18 protein-coding genes are annotated in these 18145 nt (G+C 68.7%); 8 read left to right on the top strand and 10 right to left on the bottom strand.

What is annotated here, in order from left to right; all coding sequences use genetic code 11:
• Position 1 precedes the first annotated feature (1 nt).
• Genes ACIBVP_RS00470 through ACIBVP_RS00460 form a run of 3 tightly spaced genes read left to right on the top strand, consistent with a single transcriptional unit; the run spans position 2 to position 2498 of the window.
• Positions 2-1195, top strand: a complete 1194-nt coding sequence (locus ACIBVP_RS00470) for a thiolase family protein (RefSeq protein ID WP_396103773.1) — start codon at positions 2-4, stop codon at positions 1193-1195.
• A complete protein-coding gene (locus tag ACIBVP_RS00465; protein ID WP_396103772.1) occupies positions 1195-1854 on the top strand; it encodes a 3-oxoacid CoA-transferase subunit A in 660 nt (219 codons plus the stop codon). The genes ACIBVP_RS00470 and ACIBVP_RS00465 overlap by 1 nt, the downstream gene beginning before the upstream one ends.
• Entirely contained in the window at positions 1854-2498 is a 645-nt protein-coding gene (locus tag ACIBVP_RS00460; protein ID WP_396104897.1) for a 3-oxoacid CoA-transferase subunit B, read from the top strand. Before ACIBVP_RS00465 ends, ACIBVP_RS00460 begins: the two co-directional genes overlap by 1 nt.
• 77 nt (positions 2499-2575) lie before the next feature.
• Here the strand turns inward: ACIBVP_RS00460 and ACIBVP_RS00455 are convergent, their stop codons facing one another.
• The gene (locus ACIBVP_RS00455; protein ID WP_396103771.1) at positions 2576-4531 is read right to left on the bottom strand and encodes a S8 family peptidase; all 1956 of its coding nucleotides are present in this window, start codon (positions 4529-4531) and stop codon (positions 2576-2578) included.
• A gap of 364 nt (positions 4532-4895) precedes the next feature.
• Between ACIBVP_RS00455 and ACIBVP_RS00450 the strand changes: the two genes are divergently transcribed.
• A complete protein-coding gene (locus ACIBVP_RS00450; protein WP_396103770.1) occupies positions 4896-5879 on the top strand; it encodes a hypothetical protein in 984 nt (327 codons plus the stop codon).
• A gap of 122 nt (positions 5880-6001) precedes the next feature.
• The gene (locus ACIBVP_RS00445; protein WP_396103769.1) at positions 6002-8623 is read left to right on the top strand and encodes an ATP-binding protein; all 2622 of its coding nucleotides are present in this window, start codon (positions 6002-6004) and stop codon (positions 8621-8623) included.
• Here ACIBVP_RS00445 and ACIBVP_RS00440 read toward each other — a convergent pair.
• Both ACIBVP_RS00440 and ACIBVP_RS00435 read right to left on the bottom strand, forming a co-directional pair.
• Positions 8609-9934 (bottom strand): hypothetical protein, encoded by a 1326-nt coding sequence (locus tag ACIBVP_RS00440; RefSeq protein WP_396103768.1) that lies wholly within the window; start codon positions 9932-9934, stop codon positions 8609-8611. The genes ACIBVP_RS00445 and ACIBVP_RS00440 overlap by 15 nt on opposite strands.
• Positions 9935-10123: 189 nt before the next feature.
• Complete coding sequence (locus tag ACIBVP_RS00435) at positions 10124-11029, bottom strand: helix-turn-helix domain-containing protein (protein ID WP_396103767.1); 906 nt, start codon at positions 11027-11029, stop codon at positions 10124-10126.
• A 155-nt stretch (positions 11030-11184) separates the two neighbouring features.
• On the opposite strand from ACIBVP_RS00435, the gene ACIBVP_RS00430 reads away from it, so the two are divergent.
• Positions 11185-11403 (top strand): hypothetical protein, encoded by a 219-nt coding sequence (locus tag ACIBVP_RS00430; protein ID WP_396103766.1) that lies wholly within the window; start codon positions 11185-11187, stop codon positions 11401-11403.
• Between the two features lie 103 nt (positions 11404-11506).
• Here the strand turns inward: ACIBVP_RS00430 and ACIBVP_RS00425 are convergent, their stop codons facing one another.
• From ACIBVP_RS00425 to ACIBVP_RS00405, 5 genes are all read right to left on the bottom strand, one after another.
• Complete coding sequence (locus ACIBVP_RS00425) at positions 11507-11725, bottom strand: DUF397 domain-containing protein (protein ID WP_396103765.1); 219 nt, start codon at positions 11723-11725, stop codon at positions 11507-11509.
• Positions 11726-12031: 306 nt separating this feature from the next.
• Entirely contained in the window at positions 12032-12385 is a 354-nt protein-coding gene (locus ACIBVP_RS00420; protein ID WP_396103764.1) for a YbaB/EbfC family nucleoid-associated protein, read from the bottom strand.
• A gap of 7 nt (positions 12386-12392) precedes the next feature.
• Complete coding sequence (locus tag ACIBVP_RS00415; RefSeq protein WP_396103763.1) at positions 12393-13100, bottom strand: hypothetical protein; 708 nt, start codon at positions 13098-13100, stop codon at positions 12393-12395.
• On the bottom strand, positions 13097-13468 hold the full coding sequence (locus tag ACIBVP_RS00410; protein WP_396103762.1) for a hypothetical protein: 372 nt from the start codon (positions 13466-13468) through the stop codon (positions 13097-13099). Before ACIBVP_RS00410 ends, ACIBVP_RS00415 begins: the two co-directional genes overlap by 4 nt.
• Positions 13469-13924: 456 nt before the next feature.
• Complete coding sequence (locus tag ACIBVP_RS00405; RefSeq protein ID WP_396103761.1) at positions 13925-14560, bottom strand: TetR/AcrR family transcriptional regulator; 636 nt, start codon at positions 14558-14560, stop codon at positions 13925-13927.
• Positions 14561-14653: 93 nt separating this feature from the next.
• On the opposite strand from ACIBVP_RS00405, the gene ACIBVP_RS00400 reads away from it, so the two are divergent.
• Both ACIBVP_RS00400 and ACIBVP_RS00395 read left to right on the top strand, forming a co-directional pair.
• Positions 14654-15106, top strand: coding sequence for a DUF6640 family protein (locus tag ACIBVP_RS00400; RefSeq protein WP_396103760.1), 453 nt, complete (start codon positions 14654-14656; stop codon positions 15104-15106).
• Positions 15103-15732, top strand: a complete 630-nt coding sequence (locus ACIBVP_RS00395; protein WP_396103759.1) for an NAD(P)-dependent oxidoreductase — start codon at positions 15103-15105, stop codon at positions 15730-15732. Before ACIBVP_RS00400 ends, ACIBVP_RS00395 begins: the two co-directional genes overlap by 4 nt.
• A gap of 387 nt (positions 15733-16119) precedes the next feature.
• Here ACIBVP_RS00395 and ACIBVP_RS00390 read toward each other — a convergent pair whose 3' ends face one another.
• Complete coding sequence (locus ACIBVP_RS00390; protein WP_396103758.1) at positions 16120-17196, bottom strand: hypothetical protein; 1077 nt, start codon at positions 17194-17196, stop codon at positions 16120-16122.
• Between the two features lie 162 nt (positions 17197-17358).
• The coding region (locus ACIBVP_RS00385; RefSeq protein ID WP_396103757.1) for a hypothetical protein at positions 17359-18145 on the bottom strand (787 nt) is incomplete at its 5' end.

Below are 18145 nucleotides of genomic sequence, written 5' to 3'. Positions count from 1 at the left end.
CGTGTCATCCGTACTGCCAACCTCTTTCGTCTACACCGCGGTACGCACCCCGTTCGGCCGCTACGGCGGCGCCCTGTCCGGAGTGCGGACCGACGACCTCGCCGCCACCGTCCTGTCCGAGCTGCTCACGCGGACACCGGACCTGGACCCGGCGCGGATCGACGACGTCGTGTACGGCAACGCCAACGGCGCCGGCGAGGACAACCGCAACGTAGGCCGCATGGCCGTGCTGCTGGCCGGGCTCCCGGTCACCGTGCCCGCCACGACCGTGAACCGGCTGTGCGGCTCCAGCCTGGACGCGGCGATGGTCGCGTCGCGGGCGGTGGAGACCGGCGACGCCGAGATCGTGGTGGCGGGCGGGGTCGAGTCGATGAGCCGCTCGCCGTGGGTGCTGCCCAAGCCGGTCAAGGGTTTCCCGGCCGGGGACGCGACGCTCGTGTCGACCGCGCTGGGCTGGCGGCTGGTGAACCCGCGCATGAATCCTGCGTGGACCGTGTCGAACGGGGAGGCCAACGAGGCGCTGGCGGACCGGTTCGGCGTCACCCGCGAGCAGCAGGACGCGTTCGCGCTGCGGTCGCACCGGCTCGCCGACCGGGCGTGGTCGGACGGGTTCTACGACGACCTCGTCGTGGGTGTGCCCGGCGTGGACCTCAAGCGGGACGAGGGCATCCGCGCCGACTCCTCGCTCGAGAAGCTCGCCTCGCTCAAGCCGTCGTTCCGGCCGGACGGGCGGATCACCGCGGGCAACGCGTCGCCGCTGTCCGACGGTGCGTCCGCGGTCCTGATCGGCTCGGCGGACGCCGCGCGGGTCATCGGCACCGACCCGGTCGCGCGGATCGCCGGTCGCGGCGCGGTGGGTTCCGTGCCGCAGGAGTTCGGCTACGCACCCGTCGCCGCGGCGGAGCGGGCGCTGGCGGCGGCCGGGATCACGTGGTCCGACGTGGGTGCGGTGGAGCTGAACGAGGCGTTCGCCGCGCAGTCGCTCGCCTGTGTCGGAGCGTGGCCGATCGACCCGGAGATCGTCAACACGAAGGGCGGCGCGATCGCGGTCGGCCACCCGCTCGGCGCGTCCGGTGGGCGGATCCTCGGCACGCTCGCCGCGGTGCTGCGCGAACGCCGCGCGCGGTGGGGCGTCGCCGCCATCTGCATCGGCGTCGGCCAGGGCCTCGCGGTCGTCATCGAGAACGTGGCCTGATGGTCGAGATCGCCCCCGACACGGACACGGCGGTCCGCGGGATCGAACCCGGGTCGACCGTGCTGATCGGCGGGTTCGGCCCGGCCGGACAGCCCTACGCGCTCATCGACGCGCTACGCCGCCGCGGGGCCGGGGAACTGACGGTGGTGAACAACAACGCGGGCAACGGCGACACCGGGCTCGCCGCGCTCCTCGCCACCGGTCAGGTCCGCAAGATCATCTGCTCGTTCCCCCGGCAGGTCGACTCGTACGTGTTCGAACGGCTGTACGCCGAGGGCAGGATCGAGCTGGAAGTGGCGCCACAGGGCAACCTCGCGGAACGGATCCGGGCGGCGGGCGCCGGGATCGGCGCGTTCTACACACCGACCGGCGCGGGCACGATGCTCGCCGAGGGCAAGGAGTCCCGCGTCATCGCGGGCCGCGAACACGTGCTCGAGTACCCGATCCACGCCGACGTGGCACTGATCCGCGCACACACCGCGGACGAGGCGGGCAACCTCGTGTACCGCAGGACGGGCCGCAACTTCGGGCCCATCATGGCGACCGCCGCCCGCGTCACCATCGCCGAGGTGACCCGGGTCGTCCCCGCGGGTGCGCTCGACCCGGAGGCCGTCGTCACGCCGGGGATCTACGTGGACCGGGTGGTGGTGACGGCGTGATCGAGCACCCCGCCCCGCTCGGCCGCGCGGAGCTGGCCGCCCTGGTCGCCAGGGACATCCCGCCGGGCGCGTACGTGAACCTCGGCATCGGGCAGCCCACCGCCGTCGCCGACCACCTCGACCCGGCGAGCGGCGTCGTGCTCCACACCGAGAACGGCATGCTCGGCATGGGCCCCCACGCCCACGGCGACGACGTCGACCCGGACCTGCTCAACGCGGGCAAGATCCCGGTCACCGAGCTGCCCGGCGCGTCCTACTTCGACCACGCCCAGTCCTTCGCCATGATGCGCGGCGGCCACCTCGACGTGTGCGTCCTCGGCGCGTTCCAGGTCGCCGCCGACGGTACGCTCGCCAACTGGCACACCGGCGCCCCCGGCGCGATCCCCGCGGTCGGCGGTGCCATGGACCTCGCGGTCGGCGCCAGGTCCGTGTTCGTGATGATGACGCTGTTCGACAAGACCGGGAGGCCGAAGCTCGTCCGCGAGTGCACCTACCCCGTCACCGGCCTGCGCTGCGTGCGCCGGGTCTACACCGACCGCGCCGTCTTCCACCTCGACGGCGGCCGGGTACACGTGGCCGAGACGTACGGCATCACGCTCGACGAGCTGCGCACCCGCCTCGACGTGCCCCTGGACACGACCTGATCGGAACACGGTCCGGCGGACATCCGCCCGCCGGACCGTGTCGATTCCGTGGCCGGCCCACCAGCCGGCCGCCGGGGTCAGCCCGCGATCAACGACACGTCGTCCAGCACGAACGACGTCTGCAGCGACCAGTCCTCATCTCCGGTGAAGCTGATCGTCACGGTCTGGCCCGCGAACGCGCCGACGTCGAACTGGCGCAGGACGTAGCCCGAGGACGCGTCCAGGTTCGAGTACCTCGCCAGGGTCTTGGCGCCCGCGGCGATCGTGAAGAAGTCGAACGCCGCGCCCTCGTACTCGTCGGTGTCGATCTTCAGGTACAGCGACAGCACCGAGTTGGTGCAGCCCGCCGGGATGGCGACCGTCCGCGTCAGCGTCTCGGTGTTGGTGGAGCCGTAGCCGCTGATCCACGACGAGTACGAGCCGGTGCGCGGGGCGCCGACCCCGGTCCACCGGTAGATCGTCCACGTCGCGTTCGACCAGCCCGTGCTGCCGCTCTCGAACCCGCCGTTGGTCAGCTTCTGGCCAGGGCTGGAGCACGAGCCACCCTCAGGGCTGATCGTCCACGTGAACGTCGCGCTGCCCGTGCGGCTCGCGCTGTCGGTCACGGTCACGGTCACCGTGTACGTGCCCGCGGTCGTCGGTGTGCCCGACATCTGGCCGGTGCCCGAGTTGATGGCGATGCCCGAGGGAAGTCCGGTCGCCGACCACGTGTACGGCGGCGTGCCGCCGGTGGCGGAGACCGTCACGCTGTCCGGGGTGCCGACGGTGCCGGTCTGGCTGCCCGGGTTGGACACCATCGGGGAACCCGGCGTGCCGTCGCCCGTGTTGACGAACAGCAGCCGGTTCGGTGAGCCGCTGCCGGGGTTGGTGATCTTGCCGGTCGTGGCGTTGCCGATCATCGTGCTGGCGACCTGCGCCGGGGTCGCGGCCGGGGTCGCGCCGAGGATCAGCGCCGCGCCGCCCACGACGTGCGGGGTGGCCATCGACGTGCCGCTGATGGTGTTCGTGGCGGAGTCGCTGGTGTTCCACGCCGAGGTGATGTTCTGGCCGGGCGCGAAGATGTCGGTGCAGGTGCCGTAGTTCGAGAACGAGGCACGCGCGTCGGTGTTGGTGCTCGCGTTGACGGTGATCGCCTCGGCGACGCGGGCCGGGGTGAAGTTGCAGGCGTCCGCGTTGGAGTTGCCGGACGCGATGCCGTAGGTGACGCCGTCCGCGATGGAGTTGCGGACCGCGTTCTCCGTGGCGGTGTCGGAGCCCTGGGCGCCCAGGCTCATGTTCGCCACGGCCGGGCCGGAGGTGTGGTGGCCCGTGACCCAGTCGATACCGGCGGCGACCCCTGCGAACGAGCCGGAACCGTTGCAGTCCAGCACTTTGACGGCGATGAGCGTGACACCCTTGGCAACGCCGTACTGGCCGCCGCCGATCGTGCCGGCGACGTGCGTGCCGTGCCCGTTGCAGTCGGTGTTGTTGCCGTCCCCGGTGGTGTTGGTGCCCCAGGAAGCGCGGCCACCGAAGTCACTGTGGGTGGTGCGGATGCCGGTGTCGATCACGTATGCGGTGACGCCGGCTCCGGAGTTGGGGTAGGTGTAGCCGGAGTCCAGCGGCAGGTCGCGCTGGTCGATCCGGTCCAGGCCCCAGCTCGGCGGGTTCGGCTGTGTGTCCGCTGTCGACACCGTGGCGTTCTGCTCCACGTAGGCGACGCCCGGCGCGGCGGCCAGCCGCTTGGCGGCCCGCTCGCTGAGCTCGCCCGCGAAGCCGTGCAGTGCGTGCTGGTAGGTGTACTCGATCGAGGCGCCGTGTTCGCGGGCGAGGTCGGTGGCCATCGTGCGCACGCCACCGCGCGTCGCCGCGGCCCCGCGGTCGAACACGACGATGTAGCTGTCCTTGATGGCGGTCGGGTTGCCGGCGCCGAGAATGGTGCCCTCGTCCGCCGCCGCGCCGCTGTTCGCGGTCAGCACCAGCGCGCTCGCGGTCGCGACCGCTGTGCCTAGCCCGACGATCCGCTGGGACCAGGATCTGCGGATTATTCCCATGACAGGGTTCTCCCTCGAACAAAGGGTTCACCGGCCGACCGGACACACCGGATCGACCGGACTGCAGGGTTGGGAACGTCCGCGCGAACGTGAACAGAATCTTAGGGAAACGGTCACCAAAATACAATATTAGCCAATTCGGCGTCAGACCACTGAGCCGAAGGGTGTACATTATCGAGAAAGAAATCTGTCGAATCCATGACAGTTTCCCATTATTGCGAATTGGCCGAGTTCGTATGGGACGGCACGTGTGCGTCGCCTTGCGAAACCACGACCTGCGCGCACCGCGACGGCGCTTTGAGCGTGGGCACCTAGAGTGTGACGGATCGACGCCATTCGTCACGACCTGCCACTGGGAGCCGCTGTGAGAAGAACGAGCGCCGTCCTGTTGTCCGCCACCGTCGTGGCCCTCGGGCTGCCGGCGACGGGATCCGCGGCCGCCGAGACCGCCGCGTCCGGGTGCGCGGTGTCCACCCTGCCCAACCCCGCCGACGGGACCGCGACGGTGACCGCGATGGCGGGAACCACGACGTTCTACGGTTCCGTCTCACCGGGAGCCGACACCGGTTCGGGCGTGGTGTGGCAGGGCGGGGAGATCACGGACACGCTCGCGTTCAGTCCCACCGACGCCAACGCCTCCGGCGTGCTCATCGGGTACCGGTACGCCACCGACACCGGCTGGTCCTACCCGGTCGGGCAGCGGCCCGGCGAGCAGCCCGAGGACATCGGCTCGGCACAGGACAGCGTGTACGAGATCAACGACGCGGGCACGTACGTCGGGCGCGGCACGGTCGGGAACTGGCCGTACTACTTCAGCATCGCGTTCGCCGGTAGCGCCGACACGTGGTCCGGCTACGTCCTGGAGTCCTCGCTCGACGTACCGGTCGCCGCGGTCGCCGTCGACGACAACCGCAACGTGCTGGGACGCAGCGACTACGACCGGGACGGTGTCCCCACCGCGGCGGTGTGGCGTGGCGGGACGAGCGGCGCGCCGCAGGACCTCGGTCCCGCCGACGAACTCGCCCCCCGGGACATCGACGCGGGCACGGTGCTGGTCAACCGCACCGTCCACGACGACATCGCCCTGATCGACATCGTGTCCGGAGACGTCACGGCCGTTCCCGGGAGCACCGGCTACCGCGCCTTCTTCCTGAAGAACGGCACGATCCTCGCGGACGGAGCGGGTGGGTACGCCCTGTTCCGGGGCGACACACGTGTCGACCTGACACCGCCGACGGGGTCCACGATCACGGCCGTCGGCGCGCTCAGCGCGGACGGCACCACCGTCGGCGGCCAGACCAGGACCAGTGCCGGCACGCTGGTGCCGACGGTATGGCGCTGCGGGTAGCCACTTCGCCAGACCGCTGACGCCACGCGGGATCGGTCCGGCCGCGCCTGTGTGCCATATGGCACGGAATCGGGATTCGGGGACGATTAGCCTGACCTGTCACGGACCGACGGCGGTGACGAGTGAGCCAGTACCCGACACACCACTCGATCCTGGCGATCGACGTCGAGGGGTTCGGTGATCCACACCGGGACGACGGTGCCCAGTTCGCGGTCCGCGCCGTTCTCTACCGGCTGGTGGCGGAGGCGATCGAGGCGTCGGGGGTGCGGTGGGACGACTGTGTCCACTCCGACAGCGGCGACGGGATGATCGTGCTGGTCCCGCCCGAGGTGTCGAAGGTGCTGCTGCTGGACCCGCTCGTCGGCTGCTTGTCGGCGGGGCTGGCGGAACACAATCGCACCGTGCCGCTGGCGCACCGGTTCCGGCTGCGGCTCGCACTGGACGCGGGGGAGGTGAGGATCGACGACAACGGGCTGTACGGCGCCGACCTGGTCCGCGCCTGCCGCATGCTGGACGCGACCGAGCTGCGCACGGCGCTGCGGCACGCGTCCGGCAACCTCGCGGTCATCGTGTCCGATGGCGTGTACGACGGCATCGTGCGGCACGGCTACCGGTCCATCGACCCGGCGCACTACCACCCGATCTCGACCCAGGTGAAGAAGACCCGGCTGCGCGCGTGGATTCACCTGCCCGGAATGTCGCAGCCACCGGTCATCGAACCGGCACCGGCCGGGCCGGACGAGGTGCCGCACCAGATCCTCGCGCCCGCGAACACCTTCGTGGACCGGGAGAACGAGCTCAGCACCCTGAACGACCACGAGACGAGCGGGCTGCTCGTGCTCGTCGGGCCGCCCGGGGTCGGCAAGACCGCACTCGCGTTGCGGTGGGCGCACGGTGCCCGCGAACGCTACCCGGACGGGCAGCTGTACGCCGACCTCGGCGGCTCCCGCAACAAGGTGCCGGTCGAGCAGGTGTTCGCCGGGTTCCTCGCAGCGCTCGGTGTCGCGGCGCGGCAGATACCGGTGGAGGCGGGCGAGCAGGCGGAGCTCTACCGGCAGCTGACCGCCCGGCGGCGGCTGCTCGTGCTGCTCGACAACGCCGGGTCGGCAGCAGACCTCCGGCAGCTGCTGCCCGACCGGACGGGCAGCGTGGCGCTGGTGACCGGGCAGTCATGGCTGGGCAGCCTCGTGACCGACAGCGCGCGGTTCCTCACGCTGGAACCGTTGAGCCAACGGCACGGCGTCATGTTGCTGGCCAAGGCGGTCGGGGAGGAACGGGTCGCGGAGGAACAGGGGCACGCGCGGAAGCTGGTGGAGCTGTGCGGTGGCCTGCCCATCGCGTTGTGCGTGGCCGGCGCCCGGCTGGCGACACGTCCGAAGTGGACACTCGCACGCGCGGTGGCCGATCTCCAGGACGAACGGCGGCGGCTCGCACGGTTGTCGTTCGGCGACGAACTATCGGTACAGGCGGTGTTCGACATGTCATACCAGGCACTTTCCGACGAGGCGGCGAGGCTCTACCGGCTGTTGGGGCTGCACCCGGGACCCGACTTCGGCCTCGACGTGGTCGCCGCGGTCATGGAGACCCCCGTGCTGGAGGCCGAGGCGCTGGTCGAGGAACTCCTCAACGCGAACATGCTGGACGAATCGAGGGCCGGCCGCTGCCGCTTCCACGACCTGATCCGACTGCACGCGCGGGACAAAGCGCAGGACGAGGAACCGGTGCAGCGCCGTGAGGCGGCCGTGCGCAGGATGCTCGACTGGTACCTGCAGTCCGCGTCGGACGCGAGCGCGTCCATCACCCCGCACCGGGCGAGCCGGCACGGGGACACGGTGCGGGTGATCCCGCCGTCGATGTCGTTCGCGGACCGGAGCTCGGCACTCGACTGGCTCGACCAGGAGCGGATCAACCTCCTGGCCGCGGCCAGGTTCGCCAACGACACCGGCCTGCACGATCTCGCGTGGCGGATGGCCGACGCGATGTGGGGGTTGTTCCTGCACCGCACGCACTACCACGACTGGCTCCAGTTCGACCTGATCGCCGAGCAGGCGGCCCGGTCGTGCGCCGACAGGTTCATGGAGGCCGAGACCCAGGACCGACTCGGGCTGCTGTTCCACGCACTGGGGCGCAACGACGAGGCGCTCGAGCGCATGAGCCGCGCGGCGGAGCTGTGGCGCCGGCTCGACGACCGGCTGCGGATGGCGAGTTCGCTGGAACGGTTCGGCTTCGTGTACCTCGACCAGGGCGAGACGGAGACGGCGATCGACCGCTTCACCCAGGCGCTCGAGGAGTACCGGCGGATCGGCGAGCAACGCAACGTCGGGCTGGCCCTGATCAGCCTCGGCCGAGCGCTGACCACGGCCGGCAGACCGGAGGAGGCGGTGGCGGTCCTGGTGGCGGCCACCAGCGAGCTCGGCTCGCTGTCCACACCGGATCCGTACAACACCGCCCGTTCGTTCCTGTTCCTGGGCCGCGCGGAGACCGACCTGGACCGGGCGGACAGCGCGCGCACCCACCTCGAGTCCGCGCTCGCCGCCATGCGGTCGGTCAACGCCACCCTCGGCGAAGCGGACGCGCTCCGGGCGCTCGGCGAACTGGACGAGCGGTCCGGCAGGCTCGGCGACGCCCGTGACCACTACGAGCGCGCCGCCGTCCGCTACGCCGAGCTCGGCAACCCCGCGGCCGCGCAGATCCTGGAACGGGTGCGCAACCTCGGGTCGCCGCCTTCCTCACCAGCCGAATGACTCGTTCTTCATCAACCTCGGCGGAGCCACCCGCTCCACTCTCGGATCGACCTCCGGTTCGTCCAGTTCCAGCAGTTCGTAGAACTTCCTGCGCAGCGCCCGCGCCGATCCGCCAGGGATGGACGACACGCGCGCGCCGGCGACCTCCTGCTGGTCCGGTTGCGCGGCTGTCGCCATGCCCAGTTGCTCGACCAGCGGTACCTCGTCGTCGAGGTGCGGGCTCAGGTGGGCCAGTTCCGCCATGACCGACTGGCCGTCGATGTCGTCCTCGGCGAAGTGGCTCAGCAGCAGAGGCAGGCCGCTGGCGGCGCCGTAGACGCTCACCGAGGTGTGGTCGCCGATGAGGTAGTCGGCCGCCGCCAGCAGGCCCTGCCACGGTTCACCGGCCTCGACCACGTCGAGCCCCGCGCTGCACACGTCACGCAGCAGGGTCCGTATCCGCTGCGGGCCGTGCTCGAACCACACGGCGGGGTGGGTGGTGAGGATGACCTTGTGGTTGGCGGGTAGCTCCGTGAGCAGTCTGGCCAGCAGGCCGGGGTGCCTGCTCAGCAGTGACTGTTGCCCCCAGGTCGAGGTGACCGCGACCAGCACCTGCCCGTTGCGCACGTTCAGCGCGTCCCGGTAGTACTGGCGGGAGGGCAGGCTGACCTTCAGGCGGTCGAACGAGGGGTCGCCGCCGACCATCGCCGCGGTGGTGGCCTCCGGGCACTGGCGTTTCAGCGTCTCCCACTGGTCGATGTGCGACAGGTTCAACGCGTCCACCACGGGCCGGCCGGACCGGTCGAGCAACGACTCCCGGTCGAGGCCGTAGGTCGGCCGTTTCTCGTCGGAGCGCGGCCACGCCCAGCTCGGCCAGCGCTTGTTGTAGCCGGAGCCGTGGGCGATCGCGAAGGTCCGCTTGGCGCCGAGCTCACCGATCCGGTGGAGGCTGGCGCCGATGGCGAGGTCGTAGTCGCCGTCGGCGGCCTCGGCCCACCGCATCCGCTTGACCTCCCACTTGCGCAGGAGTTCGACCACCCCGTCGCCGAGGCGGTCGGGCACCGCCGTGTACACGAGGCCGATCTCGGGGTCCTCGTCGAGCAACCCGACGAGGTCCTTGAGCCGCATGGCCGCGGCGACGGTGTGGACGGCGATCACCACCCGGCGTTTTGTGGGGAACGTCGCCCAGTTGCTGTCATCCTCGGGCTTGCTGTTCTTCACCCGTTTGCGCAAGTTCCGCCGCAGGCCGTTGGCCATGGGGATGGGGTTGTACCTGGGCAGACCCGGTGACTCCCCGTTCTGGGCGGTCGCCCGCTGTCGATGTGATCTCACTGGTCGTTGTACTCTGGGCACGGCACTGGCCCTTCTTCGCCTAGAGGGATGCTGAGTGCTCTTGCGGGCGGTTCCTGGTGCAACAGGGCCGCCCGTGCCTATGCGCGGACAGAGGTCCGGCCGGTCAACGCGGACACGCCCGCGTCGTCGCGGTCATACCAGCCTCCCCTCGGTCGTGGTTCACGGTCATCAGTCCTGCGCTTTTGCGGATACCTTGTCGGCCCGCGCGGTCTTCGGCCCGGGGAACGTTTCGAGAATCCGGTGGATCACCTCTTCGAGGTCGCCCTTCGGGGCCGCGACGGCTTCCAGATCGAAGAAGGTCTCGACGTAGGTGCTGGCGATGTCCGGCTTGTTCTGGATGAGCACGTCGCCGTCCGGGTGTTCGAGCAGCAGCGCGAAGTCCTCGTCCTCGAACGGGAACTCGAAGATCGTGAACGCACCGCGCATGCCCGGGTGTGCGCCGGCGCTGAACGGGACGACCTGGATCTCGATATTCGGCCGCTTGCCCAGCTCCACCAACCACAACAACTGCTCGCGCATGACGCTCGCGCCGCCGACCCAGCGGTGCAGTGCGGCCTCGTCGAGCACGAAGAACATCTCGGGTCCCGCGCCTTGTTCGAGCACCCGTTGCCGCCTGGCGCGAACCTGCGCGTCGCGCACCATGGACTCCTCGTCGTCGGTGTAGGCACGCAGGATCGCGCTGGTGTAGCCGGGAGTCTGCAACAGGCCCGGGATGAGCAGCGCCTGGTAGGACCGCAATCGGATCGTCGATGCCTCGTACCCGAGGAAGGTCAGGAACTGCTGGTCGTAGACCCCGCGGTACTCGTCCCACCAGGCCTGCTTGCGACTCGCGCGTGCGACCTCGACCAGTTCGTTGATGCGTTCGCGATCGGTGATGCCGTAATGCGGCAGGAGCGCCTGGAGGTCGGATGTCGAGATGATCGCCGCGCCGGTCTCAATGCGAATGACCTTCGACGGGGACCAGTCGAGCAGGACGGCTACGTCTTTCTGGGTCATGCCGCTCTGTTCCCGAGCCCGCTTCAACGCGGCGCGAAGGCGCCGTTGCTGGGTGATCGGCGTCTCGACCTGCGCCATACCTGCTCCTCATGGATGCGAAGGTGGCGTTCTGCCACCTGTCAATGTACTACCTGACAGGTGGCATAACTACCATGTCGTTCTGTAAAGTCGCAAAACTGTCAGTCGCACAATCGCGTGACACTCGAACGCGGTGCGAGGTGACACGGCAGGGCATGACAGCGCGCAAGCATGCAGCTGTTCGCATGTCATCACGCCAGGTGCCGATAGCTGCGGTCACAAAAGTGGCGCAGCACGGCAGCAGCGCCGATGAAACGACGACAAAATCCGGTATCACCGGACAGAATCGGATGGATTGCCGCCGCGAGATGTGGATTCACCCGCAACTCATCAGGCGGATGTCACGTGCGGCAGGCTGCGTGCGTCACTGGTGAAAGTACCTGAAGCGGTGACGACAGCGGTGGGCGTTCCAACTGTCTCGAAGGTGTGCGATCGCGGAAGACGTGTGCATCGGCGTGGGCACACGTCCGCTCTCCGTCAGTGCCGGGACGCGGTCCGCACGAGCAGCCGCCACGCCGAGTCGGCGACGACGATCCGTGTGCCGTGCCGATTGCGCGAGTTGCGGATGAGAACCGCTGTACTCGACTGCGCGAATTCGACACAGCCGCCGTTGCCGCTCGCACTCGCACTGCTCTTCCGCCAGGTGAATCCGGCTTGATCGACCTCGACGACGGTTGCCGACTTCCGCTCACCCACGGCGCCCTCCTCCGCTCGGCTGACCTGACCGGGTCTCGGCCTGGCGTGAACGCCCTTGCCCAGGAGAGAAGAGGATGAGCAGGTTCGTCGCCCCGCAGCGCGGGGTGTCCCTTCCTGGACGATGCAGACCCCAGAGCCCACGGTATTTGGCAATTGACCGGCGCACTACCGCCGACAGGAGGAGTCCGATCACCCAGTCGCCGGGCGTATGGATCTTTGCGGCTACCCGCGTCATCGCAGCGTTCGCCCGCATTCGGAGCAAGCGGCAGAACACTGAATTCCATCGACCAATACGTTCTCGCGGTGTCAGTCGTAGATGACGGGCACCATGTCGTCGTCCTCGGCCGGGCGGGCCGAGCGGGTCGGGCGCGGTGGCGCGGACGGCTCCAGGGCGAACAGGTCGGTGACGGCCGCGACCGCCGCCTGGCTCGCCTGCGTGACGGCCTTCGCCAGTCGCTCCTCGTCGCGTTCGCTCACCGAGCCCGGCGCGATCCGCACACGGGTGATCCGCCCGATCCCGTCCACCCACACGGTCACCGTGCCGTCCGTGGACGTCCCGGACACGCCACCGTCGAGGAACTCCGTGGGGCTCATCCCGGCGTCCCGCGCCGCACGCCGCAGCTTGTCCCCCAGGTGCACGGCCAGATCCGTGCTGTCCATACCCACCTCAGTTCTCCGGTTCCGGCGTGATCGGCTTCCACTCCCCACCTGGGGTGACGAGGCCACCCGGCCGCATCGCCTCGAGCCGCGCCACCTCCTCGCGGAACTCCCGCGCCCCCGCGAGACTCACGCTCAACTGCCCCTCCAGGTACTGCGCGTCGCTGATCGCGATACCCGCGATGCCCAGGATCATCCCGGCGATCGTCATCACCCAGCCGATGGCCGCGAGGACGACACCGGCTCCGGTGGCCGCGGTGCCGGTGCCGATCGCGGCGACGATCAGGCCGACGACCCCGACGATCAACCCCAACCACCCCGCGACCTTCCCTGCCATGTCCAAAAAGGACAGTTCGAGGGAGTCGAGGAAGCTCTCGATGTGGGCGGCGACCTCGCCCGCGGGGTTGTCCCAGGCCTGGAACACCTCGATGACCTGGTTCATGTGCTTCGTGAACTGCTCGGCCGCGGCCCCTTCCCAACGGTCGCCCACTTTCTGGACCACGCGGTCGAGCTTGAGAGGCAGGTCCTCGGACACCGTGTGCGCCAATCCGTCCGGCCCCCACGCCGGCAGCACCCGGCGGATCGCGTCCGGGTCGAGCAGCGCGATCTTCTCCAGCAACGGCCGGATCTCCGGGTGGCCCAGGTGCGGCAGCACCTCGTCGAGCTTGTCGATGGCCGGCCAGAACCCCGCGGGCACCTTGTCCGCCAGAACGGTCATCGGTCCACGTCCATCCTGCTCTCGGCCCGGTCCACGTCAATCGTGTTCTCGGCCCGGTGCGCGAGTTCGCCGATGGCGCGCATCGCTTCCTCGACCATCTCCTCACGCGCCCGGTACTCCTCGCCCGTCGCGGTCAGGGCGACCGAGTGCGCGGTCATCACGACGGCCGAGCCGAGCAGGATCTCGATCATCTCCTGGCGGAGGTCGTGGTAGGCCGCGCCCAGCTGCGCGTTCACCGTGCCCCAGGCGTGCCATTCGACGACGGTCTCGCTCTCGAACAGCGCGGTGCGCGACCCGGTCAGCTCCGCCAGGTTCGCGATGTCCTCACCCGCCTGAAGCAGGTAGTTCGCATCGGTCGTGTACCCCATGGCCATGGTTGTACCGACCAAACGGCCGCCGTGATGTCGTCCGAACGACCCACAACCGGCCACCTCGGCGTCCCCGGACTGGCAGGGTTCGCCCTGGACTGGCGACTTCTCGGCGCGTCGGTTGTCAGCGAAGGGCGCTGGGCGATCACTTGTCTGCGGCGCGGCAGTCCGTCGGCGGCGAGAGCCATCAGCGCGTCGGCGCGTTGTGGCGGGTCGGCGCGCGGCGGGCGATCTCCTCCAGGTACGCCCCGGCTTCGGCCTCGGCGATCACGGCATCCGCCGCGGCCGCCCTACGGAACCGCCGACGAACAAAACCGCACCGTCGACCTCCTCGCCGAGCTGGCCGGCCGACGCGGAGAGCTGGACAGGTGCTGAATATCGCCGTCGAGGACCGGGTGACCGGGACGACGTGTTCCAGCCCTTGGGCATCACGCGTCGGCGGGCGTTCCCGGCCGGTCAAGGTTCGCTTCTCGTCTGTCGGCATGCGTTCTCGGCGGTGTCGAACAGTTCTCGGGTCAGGGGTTCCAATGCCACCGTGATGTGGTTGATCGGTTCTCCGGCGAGGAGTCGGCGGCGGACTTCCGTGTCGAGCACCCGGTCGACGGCGGATGCGAACGCCGCCAGGAGTGTGGGGCGCAGGCCGTCGCTCAGCGGTGGGTCCTCGTCGGCCAGGGCGGCAGCGAGCAGGTCCTCGCGTTCGCGGCGCAGTTCCAGCTCCCTGTTTCGCAACGTGGGGCTGGCGTCCAGGGTCCGCTGGTACTCGATGCTTCGCGTGAGCAGGCTGGCGTCGTCGTAGTCCTCGAGGAGGCGGAGATAGCCCCTGGCCAGGGCTTGGGCGACGGAGTCGCCTTCGCGGCGGTTCCGGACGGCCTGCCCCGGCAAGGTCACGTAGCTCTCGCGCTCCTGGAAGAACAGGTCCTCCTTCGTGGGGAAGTGGTTGAAGACGGTCTGGACGGCGACGTCGGCCTCGCGGGCGATGTCGGCGACGGTGACCGCGTCGAAGCCACGCGTGAGGAACAGTCGTATCGCCGCCTCCCCGATGACACCCCGGGTCTGCTGCTTCTTCCGGCTCCGCCGACTCGTCACGTCCATGTGCCCAGCGTATGGACGGCATGGCCGGCTACATTTTTGGTGTGACTACACTCATATGTCGACACTATTTATGTAGTCACTACAGTCATGGGCATGACACGACACTGGTCCCTCGCGAGAGGTCTTGTCGCCGCGGTGGCGGTGGAGACCGCGCTCGGCGCCCTGCTGTTCGACCTGATCCTCGACAACACCGCCCGCCAGCACATCCACAACCCGGCGTGGCCGCCGCACGCCAAGTTCCACGACGCGCAGTACATCGTGATGTCGCTGGGTCTTGGACTGCTCTCGCTGGCTTTGCTCGCCCGCCGGCACGGCGACACGCGATCCCGACTGCTGTGCGCCGCAGGCGTTCTCGCCGTGCCCTGGGCCGGCATGTTCGCCGCACTGCTGTTTCCGGACACGGCCACCTACGACCCCGAGTTCACCGACGAAACGACGTTCGCCCTCGGCCTGCACGGTCAGATGTTCATGTCCGTGGTCACACTGCTGATCCTCGCCATCGCGACGTTCCTCGCGGCCACCGACCGCCAACGGACCACGTCATGAGACTGTTCGTCCTCGGGGCAACCGGTGGCACCGGCACCCACGTGGTCGCTCAGGCCCTCGACGCGGGTCATCGGGTCACCGCCCTCGCTCGCGTGCCCGAAACGCTCCCGGAGCATGCCCATCTGACGATCCTGCGGGGCAACGTACTGGAGCCCGGTGACTGGCACGAGGCGCTCACGGCGCACGACGCCGTCGTGTCCTGCCTGGGAAGCGCTGACCGACGTCGCACGGCCGTCTACTCACAAGGCATGACAGGCATCATCACGGCCATGCGGCGCGGCGGAGTGCGTCGGCTGGCCTGCGTCACCTCCGCGAGCCTCGCCCTGTCGCCGACCGCGCCACTGTCCCACCGGCTGTTGGTCTGCTGCGTGGTCCGGCCGCTGTATCGGCACGTCTATGCCGACATGACCAGGATGGAGCGCATCGTCGCGGACAGCGATCTGGACTGGACGATAATCCGACCACCACGGCTCACCAACGACGCGTTCACCGGCACGTACCGCGCCGCCGCCAACCAGCACCTGCCCCACATGCGTTCGCTGGCACGCGCCGACCTCGCGCACTTCCTGCTCAACCACCTCGATGATCGAGCGACCTGGCGGACCACGATCGAAATCTCCCGCTGATACCTTGCGAAATCCCGTATTCGCTGCCGCAAGCGGCGGTGACGGACAAACCGGACCTGCTGGCAGCCATTGAGGCGGATGCCCGGAAGCGGCAGGAAACCGTGCGGTGACGGCTCCGTGCCACCTGGATGGCGGCCGCGGCGGCGTTCCTGCTCGCGTTGCCGGGGTTTCTGCTGGTCTTGATGCGCGAGGTGGTCGGTCTCTCCGTCGATCCGACCGTGGTCGTGCGACGGGCGCGGGCTGGTCGAACTCCAGGTGTTCGTGGCCGACCGAGTGGTCACCGAAGTGCTGGTCGACAACGACGGCGCCGCCGTCGACGTCCGCCCCGTGAGCCGTTTCGGCTTTCGACGGGGCGGACGTGCAGCCGTGGGACAGGGCATGACGCCGCTAATCCACCTCGTCGATCTCCAACAGCGTCACGTCGGATATCGCGCCGATCTTGACCTCGCCAAGTATGGCTTCCGCTCTGTCCCGGAACCAGGTGGCCATCGCGCCAACGACGATCTTCTCCCGATCCCGCCCCGACAGCCCGACATCACGGACCCGCGCCTCGCCTTTCGCGAAGGCTTCGGCCCACGCCGCGTGCACCTCGTCGATGGAGGCGACCGGCACGAGCTGGTCGCCGTCCGCGTGGGCGTAAACACCATCCGGCAGCCGGTTCAGAGCGCCACCGACAAGTCGCGCACCTTCGTAGACGAATCCGTCGACAAAGCCGGCCTCGTGTTTCCTCTTGGTGATGATGATCCTCTTGGCACCACGGACGATCTGCGGCGTGAACCCCATCATGTACCCGGACGCGACGGAGTAGACGACCGTGGACTCGTCCAGCCCGGAAATGTTCACACTGACGTCCTCACCTTTGTGCAAGGGCCCGGGGACCGGGTCGAACATCACGAGGTTCACCTTGTCGGCAGGATTATCCGTCTTGTGGCGATTGGCGACCTGCGAAGACGCCACACTTCCCCGGCTGTGGCTCTCGATACCGAGGTTGACGAAGGGATTGTCAGCGTCACGCAGCTTGTCGGCCGTCTCCTTGATCAGGCCAGGTGTCTGTTCCACGAGGTTCTTGATGCTGTTCGATCCGCTGTCACTGGCGCCCCCCAAGACGTCCGCGCCGTCCTTGGTACCGGGCGCCCCGGGCCCGGAGGTAACGAGGTGCTGCGTCCCATCCTGCGCCTCAGCCACGTAGTGCGAGATACTGAACGGGTATTCAGGGTTGTCTCCTCGTTTCAGTACGAGGTCCGGATCTCCCCTGCCTTCCATGGTCCGCCTGTCCACGCTGTCTCCCGACCCGGCCATCTTGACTTCGATGGCCCTCTTCGACTCCGGAGACGCGGCCACACTCCGAGGCTTGTCGAATTTTCTGATAAGCCCATCGACGTCTTCGTTGGCGAGATGCCCCAACGCGGTGCGCGGGTTCCTGGACTCGAAGACGTGTTCGTCGCCGGGGTTGAAATTACTCACCCGCCTAACGAAATTGACGCGAGCCATCCGCATGGAAGGGCCGAGCACGAACCTCAGTCCTCGACCGGCCATATTTCTTGGGTTCATGATGACATTCCTTCCGCACCGAACGGCCGGGTGAACGTGCCCCGGGGAGAGTCGCGTCGAAGTCGCATCCGACGATCAGACAGCCTCGCCGTCGCCCGCACCCGCCACCGCGACGGCCTCGGCCTGGGCGACGTCGGCCAGGGCACTGGTGACGAATTCCGCGAGCTCTTCCTCGGTGGCGACGGCAAGGCCTGGAACGTCCTCGAAAACCTGGTTGGCGTATTCCTCGACGTCAATCTGGTCCGCGAGTTCCTTCGGCAGCTTCTCACCGAGAATGTCGATCAGCTTCTGCGTGGCCGCCGGCCGGAGTTCCTCCAGCGTCGCCAACTCTTCTTCGGTGAGAGCCGCCATCGCCTGCTCGAGGTCCTGACTCAGTTCGGCCGCCGCCTCTTCGTCGAACGGGTCGATGGAGGGTTCGGGAACCTCGGCACCCGAAACGTCGAAGCCGAGCTCACGCAGCTGAACGATCCGCTCGCCAACGCCGAGGCCGTTGAGCGGGTCCAGGCGCTCGTAGGCCAGCGCGTACATCTCCGGAGCCTGCGAATCAGTCGCCGAATAGAACCAGTCCCTGAACTCGACCCACCCCGAATCCGAACCGTCCCACGACACCCAGGCCGAACCAAACCGCTCAACCGCCGCCGCCCACAACACATCCCCCGGCTCACCGTCCGAACCGGCACCGTCCTCCCCGGCACCACTCACGTCGAAACCAAGTTCACGCAGCTGAACAATCCGCTCGCCAACGCCGAGGCCGTTTAGCGGATCGAGGCGCTCGTAGGCCAGCGCGTACATCTCCGGAGCCTGCGAATCAGTCGCCGAATAGAACCAGTCCCTGAACTCGACCCACCCCGAATCCGAACCG

This window comes from Actinophytocola sp. NPDC049390, assembly GCF_044466355.1.
In the GTDB taxonomy this organism is placed as follows: Bacteria; Actinomycetota; Actinomycetes; order Mycobacteriales; family Pseudonocardiaceae; genus Actinophytocola.
Note: the sequence above shows the minus strand (reverse complement) of the source record. Positions and strands in the feature narration are given on the sequence as shown.